The 25,819-nt window shown below is 59.9% G+C and carries 24 protein-coding genes, 3 tRNA genes and 1 pseudogene; 19 read left to right on the top strand and 9 right to left on the bottom strand.

The annotated features are described in order from the left end of the window. The first annotated feature begins 70 nt into the window (after positions 1–70). Positions 71–469 (top strand): ribbon-helix-helix domain-containing protein, encoded by a 399-nt coding sequence (locus C8029_RS20020; protein ID WP_009570766.1) that lies wholly within the window; start codon positions 71–73, stop codon positions 467–469. On the opposite strand, the gene C8029_RS20015 is transcribed toward C8029_RS20020, so the two are convergent. Beyond that, positions 466–1,071, bottom strand: a complete 606-nt coding sequence (locus tag C8029_RS20015; RefSeq protein ID WP_157789783.1) for a MarR family winged helix-turn-helix transcriptional regulator — start codon at positions 1,069–1,071, stop codon at positions 466–468. The genes C8029_RS20020 and C8029_RS20015 overlap by 4 nt on opposite strands. A gap of 166 nt (positions 1,072–1,237) precedes the next feature. On the opposite strand from C8029_RS20015, the gene C8029_RS20010 reads away from it, so the two are divergent. Both C8029_RS20010 and C8029_RS20005 read left to right on the top strand, forming a co-directional pair. Further along, positions 1,238–2,776, top strand: a complete 1,539-nt coding sequence (locus C8029_RS20010; RefSeq protein WP_152003592.1) for an MDR family MFS transporter — start codon at positions 1,238–1,240, stop codon at positions 2,774–2,776. A gap of 340 nt (positions 2,777–3,116) precedes the next feature. Further along, positions 3,117–6,490 (top strand): annotated as a pseudogene (locus tag C8029_RS20005) (pyruvate carboxylase). 112 nt (positions 6,491–6,602) lie between these two features. Here the strand turns inward: C8029_RS20005 and C8029_RS20000 are convergent. Beyond that, positions 6,603–7,769 carry a benzoate/H(+) symporter BenE family transporter gene (locus tag C8029_RS20000; protein WP_009570773.1) on the bottom strand — a complete coding sequence of 389 codons (1,167 nt, stop codon included), beginning with the start codon at positions 7,767–7,769 and terminating at the stop codon, positions 6,603–6,605. Between the two features lie 126 nt (positions 7,770–7,895). On the opposite strand from C8029_RS20000, the gene C8029_RS19995 reads away from it, so the two are divergent. Then, complete coding sequence (locus C8029_RS19995; RefSeq protein ID WP_009570774.1) at positions 7,896–8,471, top strand: helix-turn-helix domain-containing protein; 576 nt, start codon at positions 7,896–7,898, stop codon at positions 8,469–8,471. Here the strand turns inward: C8029_RS19995 and C8029_RS19990 are convergent. Next, on the bottom strand, positions 8,468–9,601 hold the full coding sequence (locus C8029_RS19990) for an NAD(P)/FAD-dependent oxidoreductase (protein ID WP_009570775.1): 1,134 nt from the start codon (positions 9,599–9,601) through the stop codon (positions 8,468–8,470). The two genes, C8029_RS19995 and C8029_RS19990, sit on opposite strands and share 4 nt — an antisense overlap. A 313-nt stretch (positions 9,602–9,914) precedes the next feature. Between C8029_RS19990 and C8029_RS19985 the strand changes: the two genes are divergently transcribed. After that, positions 9,915–9,989, top strand: a tRNA-Gly gene (locus tag C8029_RS19985). Between the two features lie 88 nt (positions 9,990–10,077). Then, a tRNA-Gly gene (locus C8029_RS19980) sits at positions 10,078–10,152 on the top strand. A gap of 82 nt (positions 10,153–10,234) precedes the next feature. Here the strand turns inward: C8029_RS19980 and C8029_RS19975 are convergent. Continuing rightward, positions 10,235–10,804, bottom strand: a complete 570-nt coding sequence (locus tag C8029_RS19975) for a response regulator (RefSeq protein WP_157789784.1) — start codon at positions 10,802–10,804, stop codon at positions 10,235–10,237. A gap of 317 nt (positions 10,805–11,121) precedes the next feature. Here C8029_RS19975 and hisB point away from each other — a divergent pair, with 317 nt between their 5' ends. Together hisB and hisH are read left to right on the top strand one after the other, a co-directional pair. Continuing rightward, complete coding sequence (hisB, locus tag C8029_RS19970; RefSeq protein ID WP_152003590.1) at positions 11,122–11,709, top strand: imidazoleglycerol-phosphate dehydratase HisB; 588 nt, start codon at positions 11,122–11,124, stop codon at positions 11,707–11,709. Between the two features lie 42 nt (positions 11,710–11,751). Next, positions 11,752–12,390 carry an imidazole glycerol phosphate synthase subunit HisH gene (gene hisH / locus C8029_RS19965; protein WP_152003589.1) on the top strand — a complete coding sequence of 213 codons (639 nt, stop codon included), beginning with the start codon at positions 11,752–11,754 and terminating at the stop codon, positions 12,388–12,390. A 67-nt stretch (positions 12,391–12,457) separates the two neighbouring features. On the opposite strand, the gene C8029_RS19960 is transcribed toward hisH, so the two are convergent. Together C8029_RS19960 and C8029_RS19955 are read right to left on the bottom strand one after the other, a co-directional pair. After that, positions 12,458–12,784: an antibiotic biosynthesis monooxygenase family protein gene (locus C8029_RS19960; protein ID WP_152003588.1), complete on the bottom strand. Its 327-nt coding sequence runs from the start codon at positions 12,782–12,784 to the stop codon at positions 12,458–12,460. Beyond that, positions 12,784–13,119 (bottom strand): NIPSNAP family protein, encoded by a 336-nt coding sequence (locus C8029_RS19955; protein WP_152003587.1) that lies wholly within the window; start codon positions 13,117–13,119, stop codon positions 12,784–12,786. Before C8029_RS19955 ends, C8029_RS19960 begins: the two co-directional genes overlap by 1 nt. Before the next feature lie 110 nt (positions 13,120–13,229). Here C8029_RS19955 and C8029_RS19950 point away from each other — a divergent pair, with 110 nt between their 5' ends. Beyond that, positions 13,230–13,973, top strand: coding sequence for an ArsR/SmtB family transcription factor (locus C8029_RS19950; RefSeq protein ID WP_152003586.1), 744 nt, complete (start codon positions 13,230–13,232; stop codon positions 13,971–13,973). Here C8029_RS19950 and C8029_RS19945 read toward each other — a convergent pair. Then, on the bottom strand, positions 13,912–14,298 hold the full coding sequence (locus C8029_RS19945; RefSeq protein WP_152003585.1) for a DUF2147 domain-containing protein: 387 nt from the start codon (positions 14,296–14,298) through the stop codon (positions 13,912–13,914). The genes C8029_RS19950 and C8029_RS19945 overlap by 62 nt on opposite strands. 164 nt (positions 14,299–14,462) lie before the next feature. Between C8029_RS19945 and hisA the strand changes: the two genes are divergently transcribed. From hisA to C8029_RS19925, 4 genes are all read left to right on the top strand, one after another. Continuing rightward, on the top strand, positions 14,463–15,185 hold the full coding sequence (gene hisA, locus C8029_RS19940) for a 1-(5-phosphoribosyl)-5-[(5-phosphoribosylamino)methylideneamino]imidazole-4-carboxamide isomerase (RefSeq protein ID WP_009570783.1): 723 nt from the start codon (positions 14,463–14,465) through the stop codon (positions 15,183–15,185). A 79-nt stretch (positions 15,186–15,264) separates the two neighbouring features. After that, the gene (locus tag C8029_RS19935) at positions 15,265–15,717 is read left to right on the top strand and encodes a DUF2867 domain-containing protein (RefSeq protein WP_152003584.1); all 453 of its coding nucleotides are present in this window, start codon (positions 15,265–15,267) and stop codon (positions 15,715–15,717) included. 190 nt (positions 15,718–15,907) lie between these two features. After that, a complete protein-coding gene (hisF, locus tag C8029_RS19930) occupies positions 15,908–16,705 on the top strand; it encodes an imidazole glycerol phosphate synthase subunit HisF (RefSeq protein WP_152003583.1) in 798 nt (265 codons plus the stop codon). Between the two features lie 10 nt (positions 16,706–16,715). Further along, positions 16,716–17,030: a phosphoribosyl-ATP diphosphatase gene (locus tag C8029_RS19925; protein WP_152003582.1), complete on the top strand. Its 315-nt coding sequence runs from the start codon at positions 16,716–16,718 to the stop codon at positions 17,028–17,030. Between the two features lie 22 nt (positions 17,031–17,052). On the opposite strand, the gene C8029_RS19920 is transcribed toward C8029_RS19925, so the two are convergent. Both C8029_RS19920 and rlmB read right to left on the bottom strand, forming a co-directional pair. Next, entirely contained in the window at positions 17,053–17,484 is a 432-nt protein-coding gene (locus C8029_RS19920) for a CoA-binding protein (RefSeq protein ID WP_193217698.1), read from the bottom strand. A gap of 204 nt (positions 17,485–17,688) precedes the next feature. Further along, complete coding sequence (gene rlmB / locus C8029_RS19915; RefSeq protein WP_152003580.1) at positions 17,689–18,477, bottom strand: 23S rRNA (guanosine(2251)-2'-O)-methyltransferase RlmB; 789 nt, start codon at positions 18,475–18,477, stop codon at positions 17,689–17,691. A 168-nt stretch (positions 18,478–18,645) separates the two neighbouring features. Here rlmB and C8029_RS19910 point away from each other — a divergent pair. From C8029_RS19910 to C8029_RS19885, 6 genes are all read left to right on the top strand, one after another. Then, positions 18,646–18,728, top strand: a tRNA-Tyr gene (locus tag C8029_RS19910). Between the two features lie 310 nt (positions 18,729–19,038). Further along, complete coding sequence (locus C8029_RS19905) at positions 19,039–19,998, top strand: TAXI family TRAP transporter solute-binding subunit (RefSeq protein ID WP_193217697.1); 960 nt, start codon at positions 19,039–19,041, stop codon at positions 19,996–19,998. A gap of 75 nt (positions 19,999–20,073) precedes the next feature. Next, a complete protein-coding gene (locus C8029_RS19900; RefSeq protein ID WP_009570791.1) occupies positions 20,074–22,152 on the top strand; it encodes a TRAP transporter permease in 2,079 nt (692 codons plus the stop codon). Between the two features lie 59 nt (positions 22,153–22,211). Beyond that, complete coding sequence (locus tag C8029_RS19895; RefSeq protein WP_232616889.1) at positions 22,212–22,529, top strand: DUF1850 domain-containing protein; 318 nt, start codon at positions 22,212–22,214, stop codon at positions 22,527–22,529. Next, positions 22,526–24,295: an ATP-binding protein gene (locus tag C8029_RS19890; protein ID WP_009570793.1), complete on the top strand. Its 1,770-nt coding sequence runs from the start codon at positions 22,526–22,528 to the stop codon at positions 24,293–24,295. Before C8029_RS19895 ends, C8029_RS19890 begins: the two co-directional genes overlap by 4 nt. Then, positions 24,292–25,593 carry a sigma-54-dependent transcriptional regulator gene (locus C8029_RS19885; protein ID WP_040401871.1) on the top strand — a complete coding sequence of 434 codons (1,302 nt, stop codon included), beginning with the start codon at positions 24,292–24,294 and terminating at the stop codon, positions 25,591–25,593. Before C8029_RS19890 ends, C8029_RS19885 begins: the two co-directional genes overlap by 4 nt. Positions 25,594–25,819: the final 226 nt, after the last annotated feature.

Here is a 25,819-nt window from a genome sequence, read left to right as displayed (position 1 = left end):
GATCGGCGGGGGCCTGTGTGTCGCCGCCGATCAGCACGCGAGCATCACCAAACAGGAGGGAGGACCTGAGATGTGTGAACTTTTCATTGGCGCGGACCCAATGCTTTGGCAAAGCCGGACCCGGAGCCTGCGCATTGATGGGGTGGCGACCTCCATTCGGATCGAGACGCATTTTTGGGAAACCCTCGAAGAGATCGGCGCGCGCGATGGTCTCTCGCTGGCACAGTTGATCACCAAACTGTGGCATGAGGCGATGGATGCCGATCACGATTTGGGCAATTTCACCTCGTTTTTGCGCGTGTGTTGTTCCCGCTACCATGCGTTGATCGCACTGGGCGAAATTTCGTCTGATCTCAGCCGACCGATCGCCGCCAGCCCGGCGCGGGCGATCTTGGCCCGCGAAGCCGCGCGACGTGCGATGTCGGGCATCACGCCCGCCCCGCTGACCCGGCCCGAGAAAATCAACTAAACTTTGGGTTTAACCGCATCCTGCGTGGGCTCTTGTCCGCCGGACACAACCCCCACAAGGCCCGAGACATAGCGCGCAAACAGGCGCGAAAACGTGGCGATGTCTTCGCCCTCCCACCCCTCGAACACCTCGGAGAGAATGCGCCATTTCGACAGGGTGAATTCGCCCAAAAATGTGCGCGACTTCGGTGTGACCGCCAAAACCGAGCGCCGCGCGTCTTCTTGCGCCGCACGGCGTTCGACAAACCCGCGAGACACCAGTTCGGACACAATCCGAGAAGCGCGAGACGGGTCCACGGCCATCACTTCGGCGACCATGCCGATGGTCGGCTGAACCGGCTCGGTGCGACCGATGCCGGCGGACAATTGCGCAATGGACAACAGTCCCTGAAGCAGCGCCGGCTCCAATGTCTCGGTCACGCCCTCCAACACCTTGCCCTTGAATTCGCCCTTCTCGGCCATGCGTCGCCATTGAAACAACGCCATATCCAATTGCAAAAGCGCCTCAGAGGCATCGGGACTAAACCCTTTGTCTTCAAGGAATTGTGGGATGCCCGCATGGATGCGGGGATCAAAGGAGCGGGGTTTGGATGTATCTGTCATGGCATTCTCGGTCATGCGGCGTGGAATTGCACTTTTATGTGCGCATGTCAACTATGTGATAGTCGCATTTATGTGATGTTGACACATAAATGAATCCGCACTACCTCTCTGCCAAAAGCCCAGCCCCACCCGAGTCGCGGAGGGCGACGGGTCAAAAGGAGTTCCCATGTCGCAATCGCACATGTCGCAATCGCACACCCCGCCCCTCACAGAACCCGCCTCCAATACGGCGGATGAACACAGCTCTGTCCGCCTTGTCATTGCCTCCGTGGCGGTGCTGTTGTTGCTGGCAGCACTTGATCAAACCATCGTCTCAACCGCGCTTCCCACCATTGTTGCCGACCTTGGCGGCCTCGATCACCTCTCTTGGGTGGTCACTGCCTATATCCTCGCCTCCACCATCGTCGCGCCGCTTTATGGCAAACTTGGCGACCTTTATGGTCGGCGTAACATGGTCTTTGTCTCGGTGTCGCTCTTTCTCACCGGCTCGGTGCTCTGTGGCCTGTCCGGCTCCATGGGCTTTTTGATCGGTGCCCGCGCGATACAAGGCCTGGGGGGCGGCGGTCTTTTCGTGCTCGCCCTCTCGATCATTGGCGATGTGATCCCGCCAAAAGAACGCGGCAAAATCCAAGGCGTCTTTGCCGGCGTCTTCGGCATTTCCTCCGTCGCCGGTCCGCTGTTGGGCGGCTGGTTTGTCGATGCGCTCTCCTGGCACTGGATTTTCTTCATCAACCTGCCCTTCGGCCTTTTGGCGCTCGCAGGCTTTGTCTTTGGCTTCAAAGCCCACCCCGACCGCGTCAGCCATAAAATCGACTATGCGGGGGCTGCGGCTTTGACCTTGGCTCTGTCCTCCATCGTCTTGCTCACCGCACTGGGCGGCAAGGAATTTGATCTGACCGGCCCGTTTGGCCTGAGCTTGATGGCTCTGTTTGTCTTCTCCGTGCTCGGTTTTATTGCCATCGAACGGCAAGCCGAAGAACCGATTTTGCCATTGCAACTGTTCTCGATGAACACCTTTGCCGTGACCTCAGCGATCTCATTCGTCTCCGGCGCACTGATGTTTGGGGCTTTGACGTTCATCCCCGTCTTTTTGCAAATGGCACAAGGGGCGACCGCCACAAGCTCCGGTCTGCAACTGATCCCGATGACCTTTGGCATCCTTTCGGCCTCAACAATTGCGGGCCAGTATATGGGCCGCACCGGGCGCTACCGCATCCTGCCGCTGATCGGTCTGAGCCTCACCACCGTGGCGCTTTTGATCCTGACCCGGCTGTCTCCGACCCTGCCCGCCCCCGTGTTATGGGCGGCGCTGGTCGGGCTTGGCGCGGGCATGGGCTGCATCTTCCCGGTGGTCACCACCGCGGTGCAAAACGCCGTGCCGCGCCAACAAATCGGTACGGCCACCGCCGCCGGGTTGATGTTTCGCCAAGTCGGGGCCTCGATTGCTGTGGCCCTGTTTGGGGCGCTCTTTGCCACGCGGATGGCGCACCTGATGGGCGGGGCGCCTGTGGAAGGCCTAGCCAATGTCGCCGAGCTGGGGCCGCAGGTGCTCGCAGGCCTTTCCGTTGAGGCCCGGGAACTGGTGGCCGATACGGTTTCGATGGCGCTGCACCCAGTCTATTGGATCGCCGCCGGAGTCTCCGCAGGTGGCTTGCTCATCGCCTTTTTGCTAAAAGAAATCCCCCTGACCTCGCGCCAAAGCTAGGCGCGAAGACGGGGTCGCAGACCGAACTTAAACCCTAGCCCCAAAGGGGGAATTTTTCATCTCTTTGGGGCAGCGATTCCCCCTTCTTTGCCCTGCAAAATCTGATCAAATGGCAGGTTTGCAAAATACGGCACCTTCGCAGACCTTATTTGCTAATGAGCTGAATATATTTTGCTAACCTGCAAATTATCATACCGGCACATCCAGTTACGGCACCTTTGTGCAGCTTTTGAACACCTGTTTCCAATGCCTCGGCGACCATCCGTTGTTTTGGGGATTTACTGCACTGCAGAAATCCCTAACCTGATGAAAATTTCAGCGTCACAGGGGAGACTGCGAGATGGCGAACTTCAAAAAAGTCCTGATAGCCAACCGGGGGGAGATCGCGATCCGCGTCATGCGCGCCGCCAATGAAATGGGCAAACGCACGGTCGCCATCTACGCCGAAGAGGACAAGTTGTCGCTGCACCGCTTTAAGGCCGACGAGGCCTATAAAATCGGTGAAGGCATGGGGCCTGTTGCCGCCTATCTCTCCATCGAGGAAATCATCCGCGTCGCCAAATTGTCTGGCGCGGATGCGATCCACCCCGGCTATGGCCTCTTGTCCGAAAACCCCGATTTCGTCGATGCCTGTACCGAAGCGGGGATCACCTTCATCGGCCCCAAAGCCAAAACCATGCGCCAATTGGGCGACAAGGCCAGCGCGCGCAAAGTCGCGGTGCAGGCGGGCGTGCCGGTGATCCCGGCAACGGATGTGTTGGGCGACGATTGGGATGCGATCCGCAAAGAGGCGACCGAGATCGGCTTTCCCTTGATGCTCAAGGCCTCTTGGGGCGGCGGCGGGCGCGGCATGCGTCCGATCATGAACGCCGAAGAGCTTGAAGAAAAAGTAAAAGAGGGTCGCCGCGAGGCCGTATCGGCCTTTGGCAATGGCGAAGGTTATCTGGAAAAGATGATCATCCGGGCGCGCCACGTCGAGGTGCAAATACTGGGCGACAGCAAGGCAACATTTATCACCTCTATGAGCGCGATTGTTCGGTCCAGCGCCGCAACCAAAAGGTCGTCGAACGCGCCCCCGCCCCCTACCTCTCTGAGACCCAGCGCGAAGAGATTTGTAACCTCGGCAAACGCATCTGTGAGCATGTGAATTACGAATGCGCCGGCACGGTCGAATTCCTGATGGATATGGACACGGGCAAATTCTATTTCATCGAGGTCAACCCGCGCGTGCAGGTCGAACACACGGTGACCGAAGAGGTCACGGGCATCGACATCGTGCGGGCACAGATTCTGATTGCCGAGGGCAAATCCTTGGTCGAGGCCACGGGTGTGGCGTCGCAATATGACGTGAAACTCGACGGTCACGCGCTGCAATGCCGGGTCACGACCGAAGACCCAACGAACAATTTCATCCCCGATTATGGCCGCATCACCACCTACCGCTCGGCCACCGGCATGGGCATCCGTCTGGATGGCGGCACGGCCTATTCCGGCGCGGTGATCACCCGCTATTACGACAGTTTGCTCACCAAAGTGACCGCTTGGGCGCCCACACCCGAAGCGGCGATTGCGCGGATGGACCGGGCGCTGCGCGAATTCCGTATTCGCGGCGTCTCCACCAACATCGCCTTTGTTGAAAACCTGCTGAAACACCCGATTTTTCTCGGCAATGAATATACCACCAAGTTTATTGACGAGACGCCCTCGCTGTTTGATTTCAAACCGCGCCGCGACCGGGCCACGAAAATCCTGACCTATCTTTCGGAGATCACGGTCAACGGCCACCCCGAAACCCTGGGCCGGGCCAAACCCGCAGCCGATGCGCGCCAGCCAGTGATCCCGGCCCTGCGGGTGGAAACGCCCGTGCCCGGCACGCGGCAGCTTTTGGACGAAAAAGGCCCGCAAGCGGTGGCCGATTGGATGTTGGCGCAACCGCAGCTTTTGATCACCGACACCACCATGCGCGATGGCCACCAATCGCTGCTGGCCACCCGGATGCGCTCGATCGACATGATCAACGCCGCCCCCGCCTATGCCGCCAATCTGCCGGGCCTGTTTTCGGTCGAATGTTGGGGCGGCGCGACCTTTGATGTGGCCTACCGGTTCTTGCAGGAATGCCCGTGGCAGCGCCTGCGCGACATTCGCGAAAAGATGCCGAACCTGATGACGCAAATGCTTTTGCGCGCCTCAAACGGCGTTGGCTACACCAACTATCCCGACAACGTGGTGCAGTCCTTCGTCAAACAAGCGGCCGAAACCGGCGTCGATGTGTTCCGTGTGTTCGACAGTCTCAACTGGGTCGAAAACATGCGCGTGGCGATGGATGCGGTGATCGAGTCTGGCAAGGTCTGCGAAGGCACGATCTGTTACACGGGTGATTTGTTCGATCCCGCGCGGGCCAAATACGACCTGAAATACTATGTCCAGATGGGCAAGGATTTGAAGGCCGCGGGGGCGCATGTGTTGGGTCTCAAAGACATGGCGGGCCTGTTGAAACCGGCACAGGCGCGGGTTCTGGTCAAGGCGCTGAAAGAAGAAGTCGGCCTGCCGATCCACTTCCATACCCACGACACCTCGGGGGCAGCCGCCGCGACCATTTTGGCCGCAGCCGACGCAGGCGTCGATGCGATTGACGCCGCAATGGACGCCTTCTCGGGCGGCACGTCGCAGGCGTGTTTGGGCTCCATCGTTGAGGCCACACGGTTCACCGAGCGTGACACCGGACTTGATATTTCCGCCATCCGCGAACTGTCCAACTATTGGGAAGCGGTGCGCGGCCAATATGCGGCGTTTGAAAGCGGCCTCAAAGCCCCCGCTTCCGAGGTCTATCTACACGAAATGCCCGGCGGTCAGTTCACCAACCTCAAAGCTCAGGCCCGCTCGCTGGGTTTGGAGGAAAAATGGCATGAGGTCGCCCAGGCCTACGCCGATGTGAACATGATGTTCGGAGACATCGTCAAGGTCACGCCCTCCTCGAAAGTGGTCGGTGACATGGCGTTGATGATGGTCTCCCAAGGCCTGACACGTGCCCAGGTCGAGGACCCGAAACACGACGTGGCCTTCCCGGAGTCGGTGATCGACATGATGCGGGGCAACCTCGGTCAGCCGCCGAAAGGCTTTCCCGACGCGATCCTCAAAAAGGTTCTGGGCAAAGAGAAACCCAACCTTGAACGCCCCGGCAAACACCTGCCGCCGGTGGATATCGAGGCGACGCGCGCAGAGCTGGCCGCTAAATTTGAGGACTGCGTGATTGATGACGAAGATCTCAACGGCTACCTGATGTATCCGAAAGTCTTCACCGATTACATGGACCGCCACGATCAATTCGGTCCGGTGCGCACTCTGCCAACGAAAAACTTTTTCTACGGCATGGAAATGGGCGAAGAGATTTCGGTGTCGATTGATCCCGGCGTGACCTTGGAAATCCGCTGTCAGGCGTTGGGCGAGCCGGATGAAAAGGGCGAGGTCAAACTGTTCTTTGAACTGAACGGCCAGCCGCGCACCGTGCGCGTCAAAGACCGCTCCGCCGCCTCCACCACCACCGCGCGACCCAAGGCCGAACTTGGCAACCCCAAACACATCGGCGCGCCGATGCCGGGAGTTGTGGCCACTGTGGCCGTGGTCGCGGGACAAAAGGTCAAAAAGGGCGATGTGCTCCTGACCATCGAGGCGATGAAAATGGAGACCTCGATCAATGCCGACCAAGACGCGTGATCAAGGCGGTCAATGTCAGCCCGGCAAGCCAGATCGACGCCAAGGATTTACTGGTCGAATTCGAATAAGTCTCTGAAACCCCATTTAAAAGCCCCGCTCCGGCGGGGCTTTTTCATGCGCGGGTGCTGCGTCGGGTCAAAGCCAGAGAGGTCAAAGCCCCAAACAGCAACGCCCAAACCGGCGCCCCAATGCTCATGAAACTGATGCCTGAGACGGTGGTCATAAAGGTCACCAAAGCGGCGTCACGATGCGCGGGCGCGGCCAGAGCCGCACTCAGGCTTGCACTGATCGTGTTCAAAAGCGCGAGCCCGGCGATGGTGACAACAAGCGCTTTTGGCGCGATGACAAACAGGCTGATCACCGCCGCGCCCATCAGGCCGACCATGCAATAAAGCACGCCGGTGACCATCGCCGCTTTCCACCGGGTTGCGGGATTGTCGTCCGCCTCAGGCCCGGCACAAATTGCCGCCGTGATCGCCGCCAGGTTAAAGGCATAGCCGCCAAACGGCGCGAGGATGAGCGTGGTCAGCCCGGTCACTGTGATGGCGGAGGACACCGGCAACGCGTAGCCCGCCGCCTTCATCGTGACGACGCCGGGCATGTTTTGCGAGCTCATGGTGACGATATAAAGTGGCACGCCAATGCCAATCAGCGCCGAGGGCGAGAAGGACGGCAGGGTAAACACCGGCATGGCAAAGGAGAATTCAAACGCGGTGTCGGTGACAAACGCGCTGGTGAGGGCACAAAACACGATCCCCGCCAAAAGCACCGAGGGAATGGCAAACCGCGCAAACCAGCGCCGCCCGGCCAGATAGACCGCACACATCAGCACCACCAACGGCAGGTTCTCCTCCATCGACGAAAACACCCCAAGCCCAAAGCGAAACAGGATGCCCGCCAACATGGCGCTGCCGATGGCTTCGGGGATGAGATGCGCGACTTTTTCGAACCATCCGGTGAGACCCGTCAGGGTCAAAAGCGCGCCACAAAACAGAAAGGCGCCGATGGCCTCCTCGACGCGCACCCCTTGCAGGCTGAGCACCAAAAGTGCTGCGCCCGGAGTGGACCATGCGGTCAGGATCGGCATCCGGTAGCGCAGGGTGAGGATCAGGGTCGAGAGGCCCATGCCCAGCCCCAGCGCCAACATCCAACTGCTGGCCTGCGCATGGCTGAGGCCCAAAACATCAATGGCCTGAAAGATGATCGCGACGCTGCTGGTGTAGCCCAAAAGCACGGCAATGGCGCCGGAAACGAGGTGGGAGAGTTTCAATCCTGACATGGGTATCGTGCCTTTGACCGGGAGTTTTGCGGCGGGCTTGCGTCGGGGACTGCATCGCCGTATTGTGGACGCTATAGCGTACGAGCGTTATAGCGCACAAGCCCTTTGAAAGCCCTGCCACACAAAATGTCCAATGCCCCCTCCGCCCTGCCCATCCAACTCAACCTCAAATCTATCCGCACCGAGGCCGGCCTCAGCCTATCGCAGGCGGCGGAGCGGACCGGGGTGAGCAAGGCGATGTTGGGACAGATCGAGCGCGGCGAATCTTCACCAACGCTGGCGACATTGTGGAAACTGGCCAAGGGGTTTCACCTGCCGCTCACCGCCCTGATCGAGGACCGGGTGACGCCCACAACCGCCCGCACAGGACCGCGCCCCCGACCTGAGGTGCGGTTTGCCGAGAGCATCAGCTTTCACCCGATTTTTGCCTTTGACCCGATCTTTGGCTCAGAGACATTCTTGATCCGGTTGGAGCCGGGGCAAACCCATGTGTCTCAGCCGCATGACAGCGGTGTGGTCGAGGATATTTTCGTCACCAAAGGCGAGATCGAGCTTATGCTGACAGGGGAATGGACCCGCTATGGCGAGGGCGACGCGGTGCGATTTGCCGCCGATCAACCGCACAACTATCGCAACCCAACCAAACAGCCCGCGCAGTTTCACAACACGTTGCACTATGCGCGCACGCGTGCGTCCCTTTAGCGGCGATAAGCGCGCAAATAATGCCATTCGAAATAGCGTTTGGCCCAATGAAACACCCGACAGCTTGGCAGGGTGATCGCGCGTTTTTCATTGCGAAACACAAGGATGCCCTTGTTGACGGAATCGACAATACACACAAGTTCGGCCTTGAAATCATGGCTGGCTTCGCGCCCGGCCAACACATCACCGATATTGGCCACCGCGGCCTCGGCCTGCAAATCCGCCTGATGCGCCTGCTTGGCCAACCACGACGGCCCCGGATAAGAGCCCGTGTCGCCCACCACATAGGTGTCGGGCCACCCGACCACGCGGCATTTTTCATCGGCTTGAATAAACCCGCCCTCTGAGCGCGGCAGATCGGTGTTATCCAGCCATGTCGGCCCGGTCAGCCCGGACATGAACAGCACCAGATCGGCGAGGATCTCTTCGCGTTCGGTCACCACCTTATCCGCCTCAATGCGGATGGGTTTTGCGCCGATATGGATCGAAACATCGCGTTTGCGCATCTCGTTCAAAAGGCCTTCGACGGCGCGATCCCCCAGCCGTTGACCGGGGCGATCCGAGCCGTTGAAAAACACCAGTTTAAACCGGTCACGCCGCCCCTGTTGCCGCAGCATCGTATCGATACCAAAGAGGAATTCAAACATCGGCCCGCCGCGCACCGCCTGCGGCTCTTTCGGGTTGGTGCCAAAGCCCAGCGCGATGGTGCCGCCGGCCATATCGCGGATGCGGTCGTGGATGATCTGGCCGTTGATCGCCCCTTCGCAGGGGATGATCGCGTGTTCGGCCAGTCCGGGGAGCTTTTTGAGATACCGCCCACCGGTGGCGATGATCAGATGATCATTGGTCAAAGTGCCCGTATCGGTTTCAACCCTGCGGCCATTGTCAGACACGGAGACCACGCGGCCCTCATGCCAATCGACCCGCTCGCGGACAAAGAATCGCGACAGATCGACGTCGATGTCTTTGGCGGTGCGAATGCCGGAGGGCATCCAGATCAGACTGGGCAAATAGGTGAGGTGGGGGTTGGGCGAGACGACGGTGATACGCGCGTCTATCTTGGCCTTGCGAATCTCACGCACGGCGGTAAGCGCGCCAAAACCGCTGCCAAGGATCATGATATGGGTCATTTACGGCCTCCGGGGGCCATCCCCGCATAGCTCTTGGGCAAGCCGTGGCGAACATGGCGCATAGGTGTTCAGATTCATCACGGACATGCACGGGATCGGCCCGTGCTGTCTTTAATCCAAATCAAAGATATATTTTAAAAATACCAAATACACTGCGGCAGAATGCCCCCGCATCTGACGCCGCTGCCCTCTGTGCCCTTCCCCATTGGCCAAACAGCCGCAAATCGACGCAAATCGAAAAAATCCGACCAAAGGCCCATTTTCCTCTTGCAGCTTCGGGCGGGATTTCATATCTCACGCCTCACCCAAGGAAGCGGGCGTAGCTCAGGGGTAGAGCATAACCTTGCCAAGGTTAGGGTCGGGCGTTCGAATCGCCTCGCCCGCTCCAACTTCTCCTAGCGGAGAAGGGAATTTCCCTCCGGTCCCAGATCGGAACCCCAAGGGAAACGTCAGACCCACGTTACGGGACACGCCGAGCGGGCGTAGCTCAGGGGTAGAGCATAACCTTGCCAAGGTTAGGGTCGAGAGTTCGAATCTCTTCGCCCGCTCCAATTCTCTCACACCATCTCCTTGATGGAACAGGTGATGCCGGGTCCATCGGGGATCGACGAAAGTCTCGGCGCATGTCCGATGTTAAGGCATCGGTTCTGAAAGCACGCTTTGTGCCTGCTGCTGACGGCGGCGACGCAATGGAGCGATCATCGGAGCCGCTGGCGCGACCGTCTTTGAGGCGGAGGACTCAGACAGGGCCAGACAACTGTCGCTCAACTCACAAGACGCGCAAATCTGCGGAACGCTTTGGCGCAACAGGTCACATGTGTCCTGCGGTTTGCGCAGGATTTCTTCGGCGATGGTGACCAGATCACGAACCGGCGTCTCGACCCCAAGCACACAGCGCAAACTGGCCAGACGGGCAAAAAGGCCGCTTTCGATTTCGATGTCCTTATATGCGCCCTCCTGATGGCCCGCGATCAGGATCGAACAAATGTTGGGTTGGTGAAATTCCGCCATCAAAGCAACGGCAAGGCCGCTTTCGTGCCCAACCACCAAATCGAAAATAAGCATATCAAAGGATTCAGCGCGCAAATAGTCCATGGCCGCTTCGGAAGAACGAGCACGCCGAACAGTATGGTCATTTTGACCAAACGCGACCTGCCAGCGCGCTGTTGTTTCAATGTTACCATGCCAGACAAGCACACGCATGTGGGCCACCATTTGCTATCAACCCCTTCATGAAACGGGATTATGCTTAACAAAGTCCTAATAACGTCTCAACTTTTTGGAAACCTTTTGTGACCGGGCCACACAGGCAACACCTGTCCCAAACGTGCCAAGTTCCATATCTGCGGCACATTTTCGGACAGCGCGTCCCTGAACCGCGCCCATGTCGGCGAGAACGACAATTTACATCCCGATTTCAAGCTCTTTGATCGTCAGTCCGGGACAGGCATGGCACAGGCCATCTTGGCAAAACGCCAAAGGCGGGCCTATAAGGGGCGCGAACAGAACATGAGGCCCCCATGCGCCAAGCGACCATCACCCGCAACACGGCGGAAACCAAGATCACGGTTGAGATCAACCTCGACGGGACCGGTGTCTATGACAACCAAACCGGCGTGGGCTTTTTTGACCATATGCTCGATCAACTGTCGCGGCATTCGCTGATCGACATGACGATCCGCGCCAAGGGCGACACTCATATTGACGATCACCACACAGTCGAGGACACGGGCATCGCCATCGGTCAGGCTTTGGTCAAAGCGGTTGGCGACAAAAAGGGCATTTGCCGCTATGGCCACTTTGCTCTGGCGATGGACGACACCCAGGTGTCCACCGCGCTGGACCTGTCGGCGCGGCCATTTTTGGTCTGGAACGTCGATTTCCCGACCGCCAAGATCGGCACGTTCGACACCGAGCTTGTGCGCGAATTCTTTCAGGCGCTGTCCACCCATGGCGGCATCACCTTGCACGTCGATCTGGTGCATGGGATCAATTCGCACCATATCGCCGAAGCCGCCTTTAAATCCGTCGCCCGCGCTTTGCGCATGGCGGTCGAGATCGACCCGAGGATGGCGAACAGCCTGCCCTCCACAAAAGGCGCGCTCTAACGCGCGCGCCCTCCCCGTCCCCCTTTCAGGACAGCAAAAGACATGCTCACAGCCCTCGTTGATTACAACAGCGGAAACCTCCATTCCGCCCATAAAGCCTTTGAGCGCATGGCGCGCGAACGCGGTGCGGGCACCATCGTTGTGACCTCGGAACCCGATGTGGTGGCCAAGGCCGACCGCATCGTGTTGCCCGGCGATGGCGCGTTTCCGGCCTGCAAAAACCACCTGTTCACCTATTCCGGCCTGTTTGAAGCGATTGAGGAGGCCGTGGTGCAAAAGGGCCGCCCCTTTATGGGGATTTGCATCGGGATGCAGATGATGGCGTCTTGGGGCCGCGAATATGAGGACACCACGGGCTTTGACTGGATTCCCGGCGAGGTGGTGAAAATCACCCCGTCCGATCCTTCACTAAAGGTGCCGCATATGGGCTGGAACGATCTGGTGGTCGATCACCCTCACCCGGTGCTGGACGGTGTGGACAGTGGCGATCACGCTTATTTCGTCCACTCCTACCACTTCAAAGTCACGAATCCGGTACATCGCCTCGCCCATGTCGATTACGCTGGCGACATCACCGCCATTGTCGGACGCGACAATATGATCGGCTGTCAGTTCCACCCGGAAAAAAGCCAACGTGCGGGGCTACGCATTGTGTCGAATTTCCTCGGCTGGGTGCCGTGAAGGTGAGTATTTAGATCACGATAAAGACAAAAGGGCCGCTCCGAGATCATCGGGCGGCCCTTGTCCTTCAAGGCTGCGGCGCTTGCACGCGATCGTCTTTGCCATAGTCGCGCAGCACATGGGCCACGCGCAGCCGGTAGCCATCAAACACACCGCTGCGTCCTGCGCTCTGCGCCGCTTGGTGATCGGACACCGCTCGCCAGCGCGCCACCGCCGCCTCGTCGGTGAAAAACGACAGCGACAACAGCTTTAACGGATCGGTCAGGCTTTGAAACCGCTCAACGGAGATAAACCCCTCGATCTGTTCCAACTGAGGGCGCAGCGCGGCGGCGTGATCGAGGTAAAGTGCCTCTCGCCCCGCAGCAGGATAGACCTCAAAGATCACCGCGATCATCACAGCTCTCCTGATCTGGACAGGGCATGAGGCGCGGAGGCGAGGCGCAAAAATGTACGGTCCTCGGCGCGAATAAACCCTTCGCGCATGGCAAATTCGTAATTTTCCCGTCCCAAAGGGTCCGCCGCCAAACGAGCGCGATACGCCTCATAGGCGGCAAGGCTCTCAAGAGAGTAGATGCCATAGGCCAGCGTTGCGGAGCCTTCATGCGGGGCAAAATAACCGATCAAATCAGCACCACAGCGCGGAATGCATTGCCCCCATCTGCGGGCATAGTGGTCAAACTGCGCACGTTTGGTCGGCTCGATCTCATAGCGGATCACACAGGTCAGCATGTTACGTCCTTTCAATTTTCAAACCATCGCCTCTTGATACCGCGGGTGGGATTGGCAATGCTTCGATACGGATCGAAGCATTTGGTGCGGAACAGAGATAGGTTGACCCGATGAAAGAAGGCCCTGACATTTCCCATCTGGCGGCATTGATCGGAGATCCGGCGCGCGCCAATATGCTGACCGCCTTGATGTCGGGACAGGCGCTGACCGCGCGCGAATTGGCGATGGAAGCCGGGATCACCCCGCAAACCGCCTCGTCGCATCTGAAGAAATTGCAAGAAGGTCAGTTGATCGCCCTGCGCCAACAGGGGCGGCACCGCTATTTTGCTTTGGCAGGGCCTGAGGTCAGTGCGGTGCTTGAAAGTTTGATGGGACTGGCCGGGGGCATGGGCCAAAGGCGCAGCCGGGTTGGCCCCAAAGACGCCTCACTTCGGCACGCGCGGGTCTGTTACAACCATCTGGCCGGGCAGCGCGGCGTGCAGATGTATGACAGTCTTTTGCGCCAAGACATGCTTGTTCTCACGCCGAATGGGATCACTGTGAGCCCGGCGGGTGAGGCCTTTGTCAGTGCGCTGGGGGTCGATCTGGCGGGTTTGCGCACAGCCCGACCGCTGTGTCGCGACTGCCTTGATTGGTCCGAACGCCGCTCACATTTGGGCGGGGCCTTGGGTCGGGCCTTGTTGGCGCAGATGGAAGCGAAAGGATGGGCGCGACGATCCAAGGACAGCCGCGCCATTGTGTTCACCTCAGAAGGTCAACGCCAGTTTGACCGCGCCTTCCCAGATCGAAGCCTTACTTCACCCGAGTCCAGGTCTGTTTCTTACAAATCGGCCCGACACAGCCCGCCACTTTGAGCGTGTCACCGTTCAACGCCATTTTGGAGCTGAACACTTTGCCCGTCGAAGGCTGCCAGATTTTACCCTTGCCATAGCCTCCGCCGCCTTGGGCCATCATGTCCCAAACGATGGGTTTGCCGATGTTGTCCGATTTGACCGGGCCGTTGGCATCAAATGCCTTGGCGATGGTGCCGCAAATCTGTGCCCCGCAAGGCGCGATGTCGACATAGGCGTAATGCCCGTCATCGACTTGGGTTTTCCATGTTCCGACCACCGGATCGGCGGCAAAGGCCGGGGCGGCAAAAGCGACAGCGGCAAGTGCCGCGAGTGCGAATGTCTTCATTGATATATCCTCCCTATTCTGGTCCGCATCCTGCGAGCGGCCCCTATGATCTGGCAAGTCTGACGTTGGGGCAAATCCCATTGCGTCACGCGCGCAAGAGGTTTTGCATTCATCCTACATTCATGGCAAAGGAGCCACGACAGTTTTATGAAAGGCCGCGCCCGATGATCCTCTACCCCGCCATTGATTTGAAAGACGGCCATGCCGTGCGCCTTTATAAAGGCGAAATGGATCAAGCCACAGTGTTTAATGAAAACCCGGCCGCTCAGGCGCTGGAATTTGTAAACGCGGGCTGTGAGTGGTTGCATTTGGTCGATCTGAATGGTGCTTTTGCCGGTGAGCCGGTGAACGCGGCCCCGGTTGAGGAAATTCTCAAACAGTGCAAAACCCCCGCCCAGCTCGGCGGCGGCATCCGTGATATGGCCACGATCGAGCGGTGGTTGTCCAAGGGCCTTGAGCGGGTGATCTTGGGCACTGTCGCGGTGGAAAACCCCGATCTGGTGCGCGAAGCGGCGCGGGCCTTTCCGGGTCATGTTGCCGTCGGCATTGACGCGCGCAAAGGCATGGTCGCGACCAAAGGCTGGGCGACAGAAACCAACGTGACCGCCACCGATCTCGCCAAATCCTTTGAGGACGCGGGCGTGGCCGCGATCATCTACACCGACATCAACCGCGATGGCGCGATGAAAGGCCCGAATGTCGAAGAAACCGCCGCCCTCGCCCGCGCCGTCTCAATCCCGGTGATTGCCTCGGGCGGCGTGTCGTCCTTGGACGATCTGCGCAACCTCAAAAACTGTGGCGCGGCGCTCAATGGTGCGATCTCAGGCCGCGCTTTGTATGATGGCGCGATTGATCTGGCCGAGGCTTTGGCGGTGCTCAAGGGGTGATCTGCGACACTCTGCGCCCTTTCCTCAGCGCGCATCGTGGCGTTTGATGTTCCAAAATCCCTACGCACAGGTCGTCACGATGGTACAGGTTCACAAACGCCCCCTCCCCGCCCAATCACGCCTATGGTCCCATGTCACCCAAGGCGATTTCATCGATGGTTATGCGGTCGAAAGTGCGCTGTCGCCGCGCGATGCGGCAAAGATCGGCCTCTCCATGCCCGGCTGGGCCGACGCGCTTATGACTCTGCGCAACAGGCTCGTCAAACCTTTCGGCCTCAAAACCGAGGTGTCAGAGGCCGGAGAGCATGCGATTTTTCCGGTGGAATATGAGGGCGCAGACGAACTGATCATTGGAACCAATGACACCCATCTCAATTTTCGGATCTGCATCCGCCAAGAGGCGGGCCACATCCATATGGCGACATGGGTCCATTGCAACAACACGCTGGGACATATCTATCTTATGCTGGTGACGCCGTTTCATGTGCTGATCGTGCGCAATGGCTTGCGCCGCATCGCACGCGCCCGTTGACCAAGAAACCGCCCCAACACTGATCCAATGTTTGCATCACCGCACAGGCATGGCTAAGACAGGGCAAAGACAGGGCAAAGACACCCTCACCTTCTTTTGTCCCCAAATATCCACATCGAAACCTTTGGGGGTGAATGGCACAGCCAGAGGGGGCGTGAACGCCCCTTTCTCTCGGACGAATAGGCGCATCATGCTCAAAACCCGTATCATCCCCTGTCTCGACGTGGCCGATGGCCGTGTGGTCAAAGGCGTCAATTTCGTCGATCTGATCGACGCGGGCGACCCCGTTGAAAGTGCGCGCGCTTATGATTTGGCTGGCGCGGATGAGCTGTGTTTCCTAGATATTCACGCCACCCACGAGAACCGCGGCACCATGTATGATCTGGCCACCCGCACCGCCGAGCAATGTTTCATGCCGTTGACCATCGGTGGCGGCGTACGCACCCCCGATGATGTGCGCGACCTGTTGTTGGCAGGGGCCGACAAGGTTTCGTTCAACTCCGCCGCCGTGGCCGACCCGGACGTGATCGCGCGCTCTGCCGACCGTTTTGGCAGCCAATGCATCGTCTGTGCGATTGACGCCAAAACCACCGAGTGGGACGAAAACGGCACGCCGACAAAATGGACGATTTTCACCCATGGCGGTCGCAAAGCCGCCCTGGATGCGGATGGGAATCCGATTGATGCGGTGGAGTTTGCCAAACTGATCGAGCGCAAAGGCGCGGGCGAGATCTTACTCACCTCCATGGACCGCGACGGTACGCGCGCAGGGTTCAACCTTGCGATGACGCGCACCATTGCCGATGCGGTCAACATCCCGGTGATTGCCTCGGGCGGTGTTGGCACGCTCGATCACCTCGTCGAAGGCGTCACCGAAGGCCACGCCAGCGCCGTTCTCGCCGCCTCCATCTTTCATTTCGGGGATTACACCATTCAGGAGGCCAAAGAATATATGGCCGCCAAGGGCATCCCGATGCGGCTGAATTAAGGAACATTCCATGTCCATCCTGCACGATCTCGAACAGGTCATCCTGTCGCGCAAATCCGCCGATCCAGACAGCTCCTGGACCGCAAAACTTTTGTCCAAGGGCCCGGAGAAATGCGCCGAGAAATTTGGCGAAGAGGCGATTGAGGCCATTATTGCTGCGGTTAAAAACGACCGCGAGAACCTCACCTATGAGGCCGCCGATGTTCTCTATCACCTGCTGGTCATGCTGGCGGCGCGTGATGTGGCGCTTGAGGATGTGTTGAGCGAATTGGCGCGGCGTCAGGGCCTATCGGGAATTGCCGAAAAAGCGGCGCGCAAACCTTAAAAGGTTTGCTTGCCTCTCCTCATCACATCCCCAATCGCGGAATCTCAATCGCCGGGCAGCGGTCCATCACCACTTCGGCCCCCTGTGCACGAGCCAAGGCGGCGGCTTTGTCATTGACGATGCCGAGCTGCATCCAAACGTATTTCAACCCTTTGAGCGCGTGCAGCGCCTCGTCCACAACCTGAGCCACCTCTTCAGAACGGCGAAAAATATCGACCATGTCGACGCGTTCATGGATGTCAGACAAAGAGGCCACACAGGTCTGACCAAACAGCTCGCGCCCCGCCTGCCCCGGATTCACCGGAATCACCTTATAGCCCCGCGCCGCCAGAAATGTTCCGACCTGATGCGACGGGCGTTCAGGGCGCGGGCTTGCCCCCACAAGAGCGATCACTTTCGTGTCCTGCAGGATGCGGATGATGTCAGCGTCGGTCAGTTGGTCTATTGTGCTCATGCAGAAATCATAGCCCAGATTGGCACAAGAAAAAAGCCCGGGCACGAGGCCCGGGCATAAGGTGTGGAACGAGGGACAGTTGAGAGCAACGCGCATGTTCCGATGCGCGTCTCACACTCAAAGATAGGGTCTGCGTCTCAGATGTTAAGAGCTTGTAAGAAAAACGTGAACACAATGTGAACTCGTCGCCCCCAAACGCCGCTGTCAGCGCTTAGACGCGGCATACAGCGCCACGGCGGCGGCATTCGAGACGTTGAGCGAACCAAAATCGCGCGCAAACGGGATTTTCACCAGTTGATCCACCGTCTCTTTGGTTTTTTGCCGCAAGCCCGGCCCCTCGGCCCCCATCACCAGCGCCACAGCCCGGCCTGCACAGCCGATCAGCGCCTCATCCAATGTCACCTCTGCCTCGCCATCAAGGCCGAGACAGACAAAGCCCATTTCCTGCAATTTCACGATCGTATCGGACAGGTTGCGCACCCGCAGATAGGGTTGGCGTTCCAGCGCGCCGGAGGCGGTTTTCGCCAAGGCCCCGGTTTCGGGTGCTGCATGGCGTGCGGTGGCGATCACCGCTTCGGCGCCAAACACCTCGGCCGAGCGCAACACTGCGCCGACGTTATGCGGGTCGGTGACCTGATCAAGCAACACCACCGTCGGTGCGCCGCTTTGGCCCGCACCCGAGGCCAAACAAATCTCTTCGACCGAGCCCCAATTGAGCGTCTTGACTTCCAACGCCGCGCCTTGGTGCACAGAGCCTTGATCAATCGGCACGCTGAATTTGCGCGGATCGGTCAGCTCAGGCTCCATGCCAGAGGCCTGAATGTCCTCAGCCAATTTGTCATAGGCGTTTTTGGTCACCACGAGGCGCAATTTTTCGCGCGCCGGATTGCGCAGCGCATCGCGCACCGCATGAAGCCCAAACAACCACACGGTCGCCGCCTCGGCTTTGCGCTTGGCTTGCTCTTTTTCAACGACCCACTGGGGCTTTTTCATGGCACTCTCTTTCCTCTGCAAAAGGCTTTCCCCTTCCTGCCGCGCGCAATCTCCAAGCACAAGCATCCTTTTGGCATTTTTCCTGTTGACGCCCCCCGATCCCGATTGTATCCACCCCCCCACACGACGCGGTGCAACACGCACCTTGATGCCTCTGGCATCCTTCGTGGGCGACGGGCTGCAAGGTGCGGCAGCGGACTGTAACTCCGCCGGGGAGACCCACGCCTGGTTCGATTCCAGGTCGCCCACCACTTTCCTCCCTTTATTCTTTACTGAAACCCATGCGGCATTGCCCTTTGCGACGTGGCCGCCAGCCGCTTCGATGGCCGCCACTGGTTTGCGCGGCGGGCGCGTTGATGTCGGCCAAGGTCACACATGCGCGCAAACCGGGCTCTGCAAAGGCGACTGCAGAGCAGGTCCGAGGCGAATATCTGCCAGAGCCGAGGCGGAGCCCCGCCAGATTTTTGCAAAACCCAAATGAAAGTGGTTGATCGGCGGGGCAATTTGCGGCCCCCTGAGAGGGACCCGCGGGAGGCGGGGTAATTTCTGGGAGGATTAAGAATGTTTAACAAGATCAAGTTCGGCGCGTTGTTCGCCGGAGCACTTGCCGTTTCCACCGTCGCTTCGGCGCCTGCCGCGAAGGCCAGCGAATTCATCAATATTCTGACCGGGGGCACCTCGGGCGTGTATTATCCGCTCGGCGTGGCGCTTTCGACTCTCTACGGGAAGGGGATTGAGGGCGCACGTACGCAGGTGCAATCGACAAAGGCCTCTGTCGAGAACCTCAACCTGCTGCAACAGGGCAAGGGTGAACTGGCCTTTGCGCTCGGGGATTCCGTCAAATATGCGTGGGAAGGCAATGCGGATGCAGGATTCAAAGCGCCGCTGACCAAGCTGCGCGCCATTGCTGCGATCTATCCGAACTATGTGCAAATCGCCGCTCTGGGCGAAACAGGGGCCACGACAGTTGCGGATCTCAATGGCAAAAGCCTGTCTGTTGGCGCGGCGAAATCGGGAACCGAGCTGAACGCGCGGGCGATCTTTGCGGCCATGGGGATGAGCTATGACGATCTGGGCAAACTCGAATATTTGCCCTTCTCGGAATCGGTCGAACTGATGAAAAACCGTCAACTGGATGCGACGCTGCAATCCTCCGGCCTTGGCAATGCCGCGTTGAAGGATCTCTCATCCTCGCAAGAGATCACCTTCCTCTCGATCCCGAAAGAGACTGCGGAGGCCCTTGGCGCACCCTATATTGCGGGTGTTATTCCGGCCGGAACCTATGCGGGCCAAGAGGCGGACGTGCCGACGGTGGCTGTGGTCAACTTCCTCGTGACGCATGAGGATGTGTCTGAAGAAACCGCCTATCAGATGACCAAACTGATGTTCGAGCATCTCGATACGCTGAAAGCGGCGCATTCGGCGGCGGGCGGCATCACTTTGGAAGACGCGGTCAAAGGCTCGCCGATCCCGCTGCATCCGGGGGCAGAACGCTATTACAAAGAGCAAGGCCTCCTGTAAGCGCTCCACATTCCCAATTGACGCTTTTGAGGCGGTCCGGCCGGGTCGGGCCGCCTTTGCAAAAGGATCATCCCCATGACAGAGACTTCCAACAGCCCCGATCAGACCGCTGATCTCGGGCTGCATGACCCCTTGGCCGAAAGCTTCCCCGCAACGCGGGAAGGCCGCGCGCTCTTCTGGCTCGCCGTGGCGTTTTCGGCCTTCCAGATCTCCATCGCCGCGCATTTGATTGACCTACCAAGCCAAGTGACGCGGGTCATTCACGTCGGTTTCCTGCTCGCGCTCGGGATGCCTTTGCTGGCTTTGGCCAAGCGCTACGGGCCTTTGGGCCGCGCGCTTGGCTATGCGATCGCCCTCGCCGGGGTTGCTATCGCGATCTACCAATGGGCTGAATATACCGAACTCCTGCTGCGTGCCGGTGATCCGCTGCCGATTGACATTGCCTTCGGCGCGGTGGCACTGGCCTCGATCTTTGCGGCGGCATGGATGCTGATGGGGCCTGCGCTTCCGATCATCTCCGGCCTGTTCCTGTCCTATGCGCTCTGGGGAGAATATCTGCCCGCGCCGCTCGATCATCGCGGCTATGATATGCGCCAAGTGATCGAGCATCTCTCATACGGAACCGAAGGGATTTACGGGATTCCGACCTATGTGTCCTCGACCTATATCTTCCTGTTCATCCTGTTCGGCGCGTTCCTGGAAAAGGCAGGGATGATCAAGCTGTTCACCGATGTCTCGCTGGGGCTTGTGGGCGACAAGATGGGCGGGGCTGCGAAGGTTTCGGTGCTGTCCTCGGGCCTGATGGGCACGATTTCCGGCTCTGGTGTGGCCAATGTGGTGACCACGGGGCAATTCACCATCCCGCTGATGAAACGCTTCGGCTACCGACCTGCCTTCGCGGGCGGCGTGGAGGCGACCGCCTCGATGGGCGGGCAGATCATGCCGCCCGTCATGGGGGCGGTGGCCTTTGTGATGGCTGAAACCTTGGGCGTGGAATATGTCGAGGTGGTCAAGGCCGCGCTGATCCCCGCGATCCTCTATTTCATGGGCGTGTTCTGGATGGTGCATCTGGAGGCAGGCAAACGCGATCTGCGGGGCCTCTCGAAAGCGGAAATGCCTTCTGCGATGCGCGCGCTCAAGGAGGGGTGGTTCCTGATCCTGCCGCTCGGGGTGCTCGTCTATCTGCTGTTCTCGGGCTATACGCCGCTCTTCGCTGGGACGGTTGGTCTGGCGCTGACGGGCGGGTTGATCCTTGGTGGGACAGTGGCTTTGGGCCTGCCTGCGGGGGTGATCCGCGTGGTCTTCTGGGTCGTGCTGGGCTTTGTTGCGGCGGCGTTCTTTAAATTCGGACTGGAGGTTGTGCTCCTCGCCCTGCTCATTCTGATCGCGATCAACGCGGCCTCCAAGGGGGGGCGCGAGACGCTGGCGCTCTGCCGTGACAGCTTGGCGGACGGCGCGAAAACCGCACTTCCGGTGGGGATCGCCTGCGCGCTTGTGGGGGTGATCATCGGCGTGATGACCCTGACCGGGGCGGCCAATACGTTCGGGCAATTTATCGTCGGCGTCGGCCAGAGCAGCCTGTTCCTCTCGCTGGTTCTGACAATGATCACCTGTATTGTGTTGGGGATGGGGATTCCGACAATCCCGAATTACATCATCACCTCGTCCATCGCCGGGCCTGCGCTATTGGAACTCGGTGTGCCGCTCCTCGTGAGCCATATGTTTGTGTTCTACTTCGGTATTCTGGCCGATCTGACGCCCCCCGTGGCGCTGGCCTGCTTTGCCGCTGCCCCGATTGCGAAGGAAAGCGGGCTGCGGATCAGTTTCGAGGCGGTCAAGGTCGCGGCGGCGGGTTTTGTGGTGCCGTTCATGGCGGTCTACACGCCTGCGTTAATGTTGCAGGATGGCGGACCTATGGCAGAGGCCATCGGCTATTGGCCTGCAGTAGCCTATGTCGTCACCAAAGCGGTGATTGCGCTGGCGCTTTGGGGCGCGGCGGTGATCGGTTGGCTGGGACGACCGCTCGCGATTTGGGAGCGCGCAATTGCAATGGCAAGCGGCTTCTGCCTCGTCGCGGCCTTCGCAATCACCGATGAGATCGGCTTTGCTCTCGCCCTCATCTTCGCCATCCTCTTGTGGCGCAAACGGACATGAGCGCTTGCCTGATGGCGGGCGCACTCTCCCTCGCGCTGGGTAGCGCGGGGGAGTTCCGCATGGAATGGACACATTCCGTCGAAAAAGAAACATGGCGCGAAACTTGGGCGGTCGAAGGCGGCAAGCTATGGCTGCGCCGCGCAGCGGTCAAAGGGTCCGGCGCGGGAATGGAACCGGGGCCGGAGGGATGGTTCGAGGACGGGTATTGGATTTGGGAACCCAAACCTTTGGGGGTAACGGAGCTTGTGCTTGCCTCCTCGGGGGAGACGGTCTCGGGTTGGACGATCTGCGGGACAGACTGCATGACCCTTGGCGCGACTGCGGACGCGCCTATAGTGGTGAGACCTTGTGAGGAGCCAGCGGGAGACGGCGAATGATCACGACACAGGTGCGGCGCGCGCGCGGCCCCGCTTTGGCGGGAATGGTGCTGTTGACCTGTGTCGCGATGCTGGCGGGCGGGCTTGCGTGGCGGACCGCGCTGCGCACGATTGACGCGCGCTTGGAACAAAGCCTGATCCTGACACTGCGCGCCTTGGAGACCGAAATCGACCGCTTCCGCTATCTGCCGCAGGTTGCAGGACAGGATGCGCGGATCGCCGCGACCATTCGCAGCCCGACTGATCCGCTCGGCATCGCCGCCACCAACCGCTATCTGGAAAAAATCACCGCACTTGCCGAGGCGAGCCATCTCTATCTGATGGATGATACGGGGATCACACTGGCCGCGTCGAACTGGGCGCTGGCGGAGAGCTTTGTCGGTCATGATTACAGTTTCCGGCCCTATTTTCAGCAGGCCGTCGCGCAGGGGGATGGCGCATTCTATGCGATTGGCGTCACGACGGGGACGCCGGGGTATTTCCTCGCCGCCAAGATCGTCGCAGGAGCCGATGTGGGCGTCGTTGTTGTAAAGATCGACCTCACCCCATTGGAACACGCATGGATCGCCGCGGATTTGGCCACAGCAGTCGTTGACCCTGACGGGGTGGTGTTCCTCTCCGGCAAGCCCGATTGGCTCTACCGCCCGCTTGCGCCGCTCACGCCGGATATTTTGGCCCGGATCGACGAAGATCGCGCCTATGTCGGGGCGGATCTGGCGGCGGCAAAGCCGCTGCAACGTGGATCACCGGATTGGATTTTCGACGATCATTCGGGGCGTCTGCGGGCGCGCTCGGCGGCCTTCAGCGGCGGCTGGCGGGTGGTCGCGGCAGAGCCCGTGACACCGGCGCTCTATGCGGCGCTTGGCTGGGGCACCGGCATGGCGCTTTTATGTGGTTTCGGGATCGGGCTGGCCAAAATCCAGCGCCAAAGGCGGCAACTGGTGACGCTAAGGCTGCGGCAGTCGGATATGTTGGAGCGAAAAGTGGCGGAGCGCACGGAACGTCTGGCGCTGGAAATCGAGGCGCGGCGACAAATTGAGGCCGAACTGCGCGCGGCCCAGGAAACCCTGATCCATTCGGAAAAAATGGCCGCCCTCGGGCGGATGTCCGCGGCGATTGTGCATGAGATCAGCCAACCCTTGGCGGCGATGGAGGCCAGTTTGGCGGCGGCCGAGCTGTCATTGCAAACGGCCTCTGCCAAGACCGCGCCCCGGATCGAAACGGCACGCAATCTGATCCGGCGGATGCAGCGTACGACCAAGCACCTCAAATCCTTTTCCCGCAAGGAGGAGGGACGTCTTGAAGTCATTGATGCGGTTTTGGTGGTGGAAAGTGCGCTTGATCTGGTGCAGCCGCGCGCGCGCGCCGTCGGGGTGGTGCCGCGACTGATCCGGCCCGCGGCGGCAATGCTGGTGCGCGCGGGCCGGGTGCGGCTGGAACAGGTCTTGGTGAATCTGCTCCTGAATGCGATGGATGCCGTGGAAGGCGAGGCAGGAGGCAAAATCGAAGTGACGCTGGAGGAGAGGGCGGGTGAACTGCGAATTTCGGTCAGCGACACGGGGTCCGGCATCGCGCCCGAAGATCTCGCGCGGGTGACGGAGCCATTCTTCTCGACCAAGACCAACAGCGAGGGGCTGGGCCTCGGGCTGGCCATCTCACAGGCGATCCTGGCCGAGTTCGGCGGGCGCTTCGAGATCCGATCCACACGAGAAACGGGTACGGTGATGACGGCGATTTTACCAAGGTATCAGGGGGGTGCAGAATGACAGCAATGATCCATGTGGTCGAGGATGACGCCGATCATTGCGCGGCTCTGTGCGATCTGATCGAGGCAAGCGGCTACCATGCCCAGGGGTTTTTGAACGGCTCAGAGGCGCTGGCGACGCAGCGCGTGCCCGATCTGGTCGTTACCGATTTGCGGATGCCGGGTATGGACGGGTTCGAGGTCCTGCGTCAGTGGAAGGACCGCGCGGCGGATCTACCACTGATCGTGATCACAGGGCATGGCGATGTGCCGCACGCGGTGCGCGCGATGCGTCAGGGGGCTGAGGATTTTCTGGAAAAACCCTATGATGCCTCGCATCTGATGGCGGTGATCGCGCGGGCTCTCAAAGCGGGACAGATGCGGGCCGAATTGGCGCAGCTTCGCTCCCAGATTGCCGCGCGTGACAGCACGGAGATTCTGGGGCAATCCGCCTCGATCATCGCGCTGAGAGATCGGATCGCGGCATTGGGGCCGCTCGACCTAGATCTGATCGTGACAGGGGAGACCGGCACGGGCAAGGAACTGGTGGCCCGCGCGCTTCATGCCGCCAGCCCGCGCGCGCAGGGGCCTTTCGTTGCGGTAAACTGCGCGGCGCTGCCGGAAAGCCTGTTCGAGATGGAGATGTTCGGCCATGTCGCAGGGGCCTTTCCGGGCGCGCACGATAAAATCGGCAAGCTGGAGGCGGCGGCGGGCGGCACGCTGGTTCTCGATGAAATCGAGGCGATGCCCGCAGCATTGCAGCCCAAGCTGTTGCGGGCCTTGCAAGAGCGGCAAGTGGAGCGACTTGGCGAGAATATACTGCGCCCGCTCGATCTGCGGATCATCGCGCTGTCCAAGAGCGACCTGAGCAAGCGAACGCTTGATGGCAGCTTTCGCGCCGATCTGTTTTACCGCCTGGCCGGTGCACAGATCACCCTCGACCCGCTGCGCGGCTTGGGCGACGACATCACGCTTTTGTTCAGCCATTTCGCGCAAGCGGCGGCCGCACGGTACGGGCGGGACACGCCTGCAATCTCCTACGGGTTTCGCCAGCACCTTGCAAAGCGCGGATGGGCGGGCAATGTGCGCGAGTTGAAGGCGGCGGCGGAGCGGTTTGCCTTGGGGTTGGATCTGCCCGACGGTACCCCCGCAACGCAAGAGGCGGGCAGTTTAGCGGACCGTGTTGCGGCCTATGAGGCACGTGAAATCGCCGCGACTTTGGAACGGTGCCGCGGCAATACCGAACGCACGGCGCAGGCCTTGGGCATCGCGCGACGCACCCTCAACGACAAGATCGCGCGCTATCAAATTCGCATTTGAAGGGTCATGTGATTGCCGCCCGAATGGGCCCTCGTTCACAATGCGAGACTGCGACGGTCTGCTGTGGTTACACCCATGCGGAGGATTGTTCCCTCTATGTCACACTGACGGGGCAAGAGCAGATGGAATGCGGCATGCTGAACACACACTTTTTGACACACTCCCGAGGGATTATAAATCTGGCAGGGTCTAATCCTTTGAAAAATGGTGCCCCCACACGGACTCG

It is taken from the genome of Roseobacter sp. TSBP12, from assembly GCF_009129705.1.
Lineage (GTDB): Bacteria > Pseudomonadota > Alphaproteobacteria > Rhodobacterales > Rhodobacteraceae > Celeribacter > Celeribacter baekdonensis_A.
The sequence above is the reverse complement of the archived record's forward strand: the minus strand, read 5'-3'. Positions and strand labels throughout refer to the sequence as shown.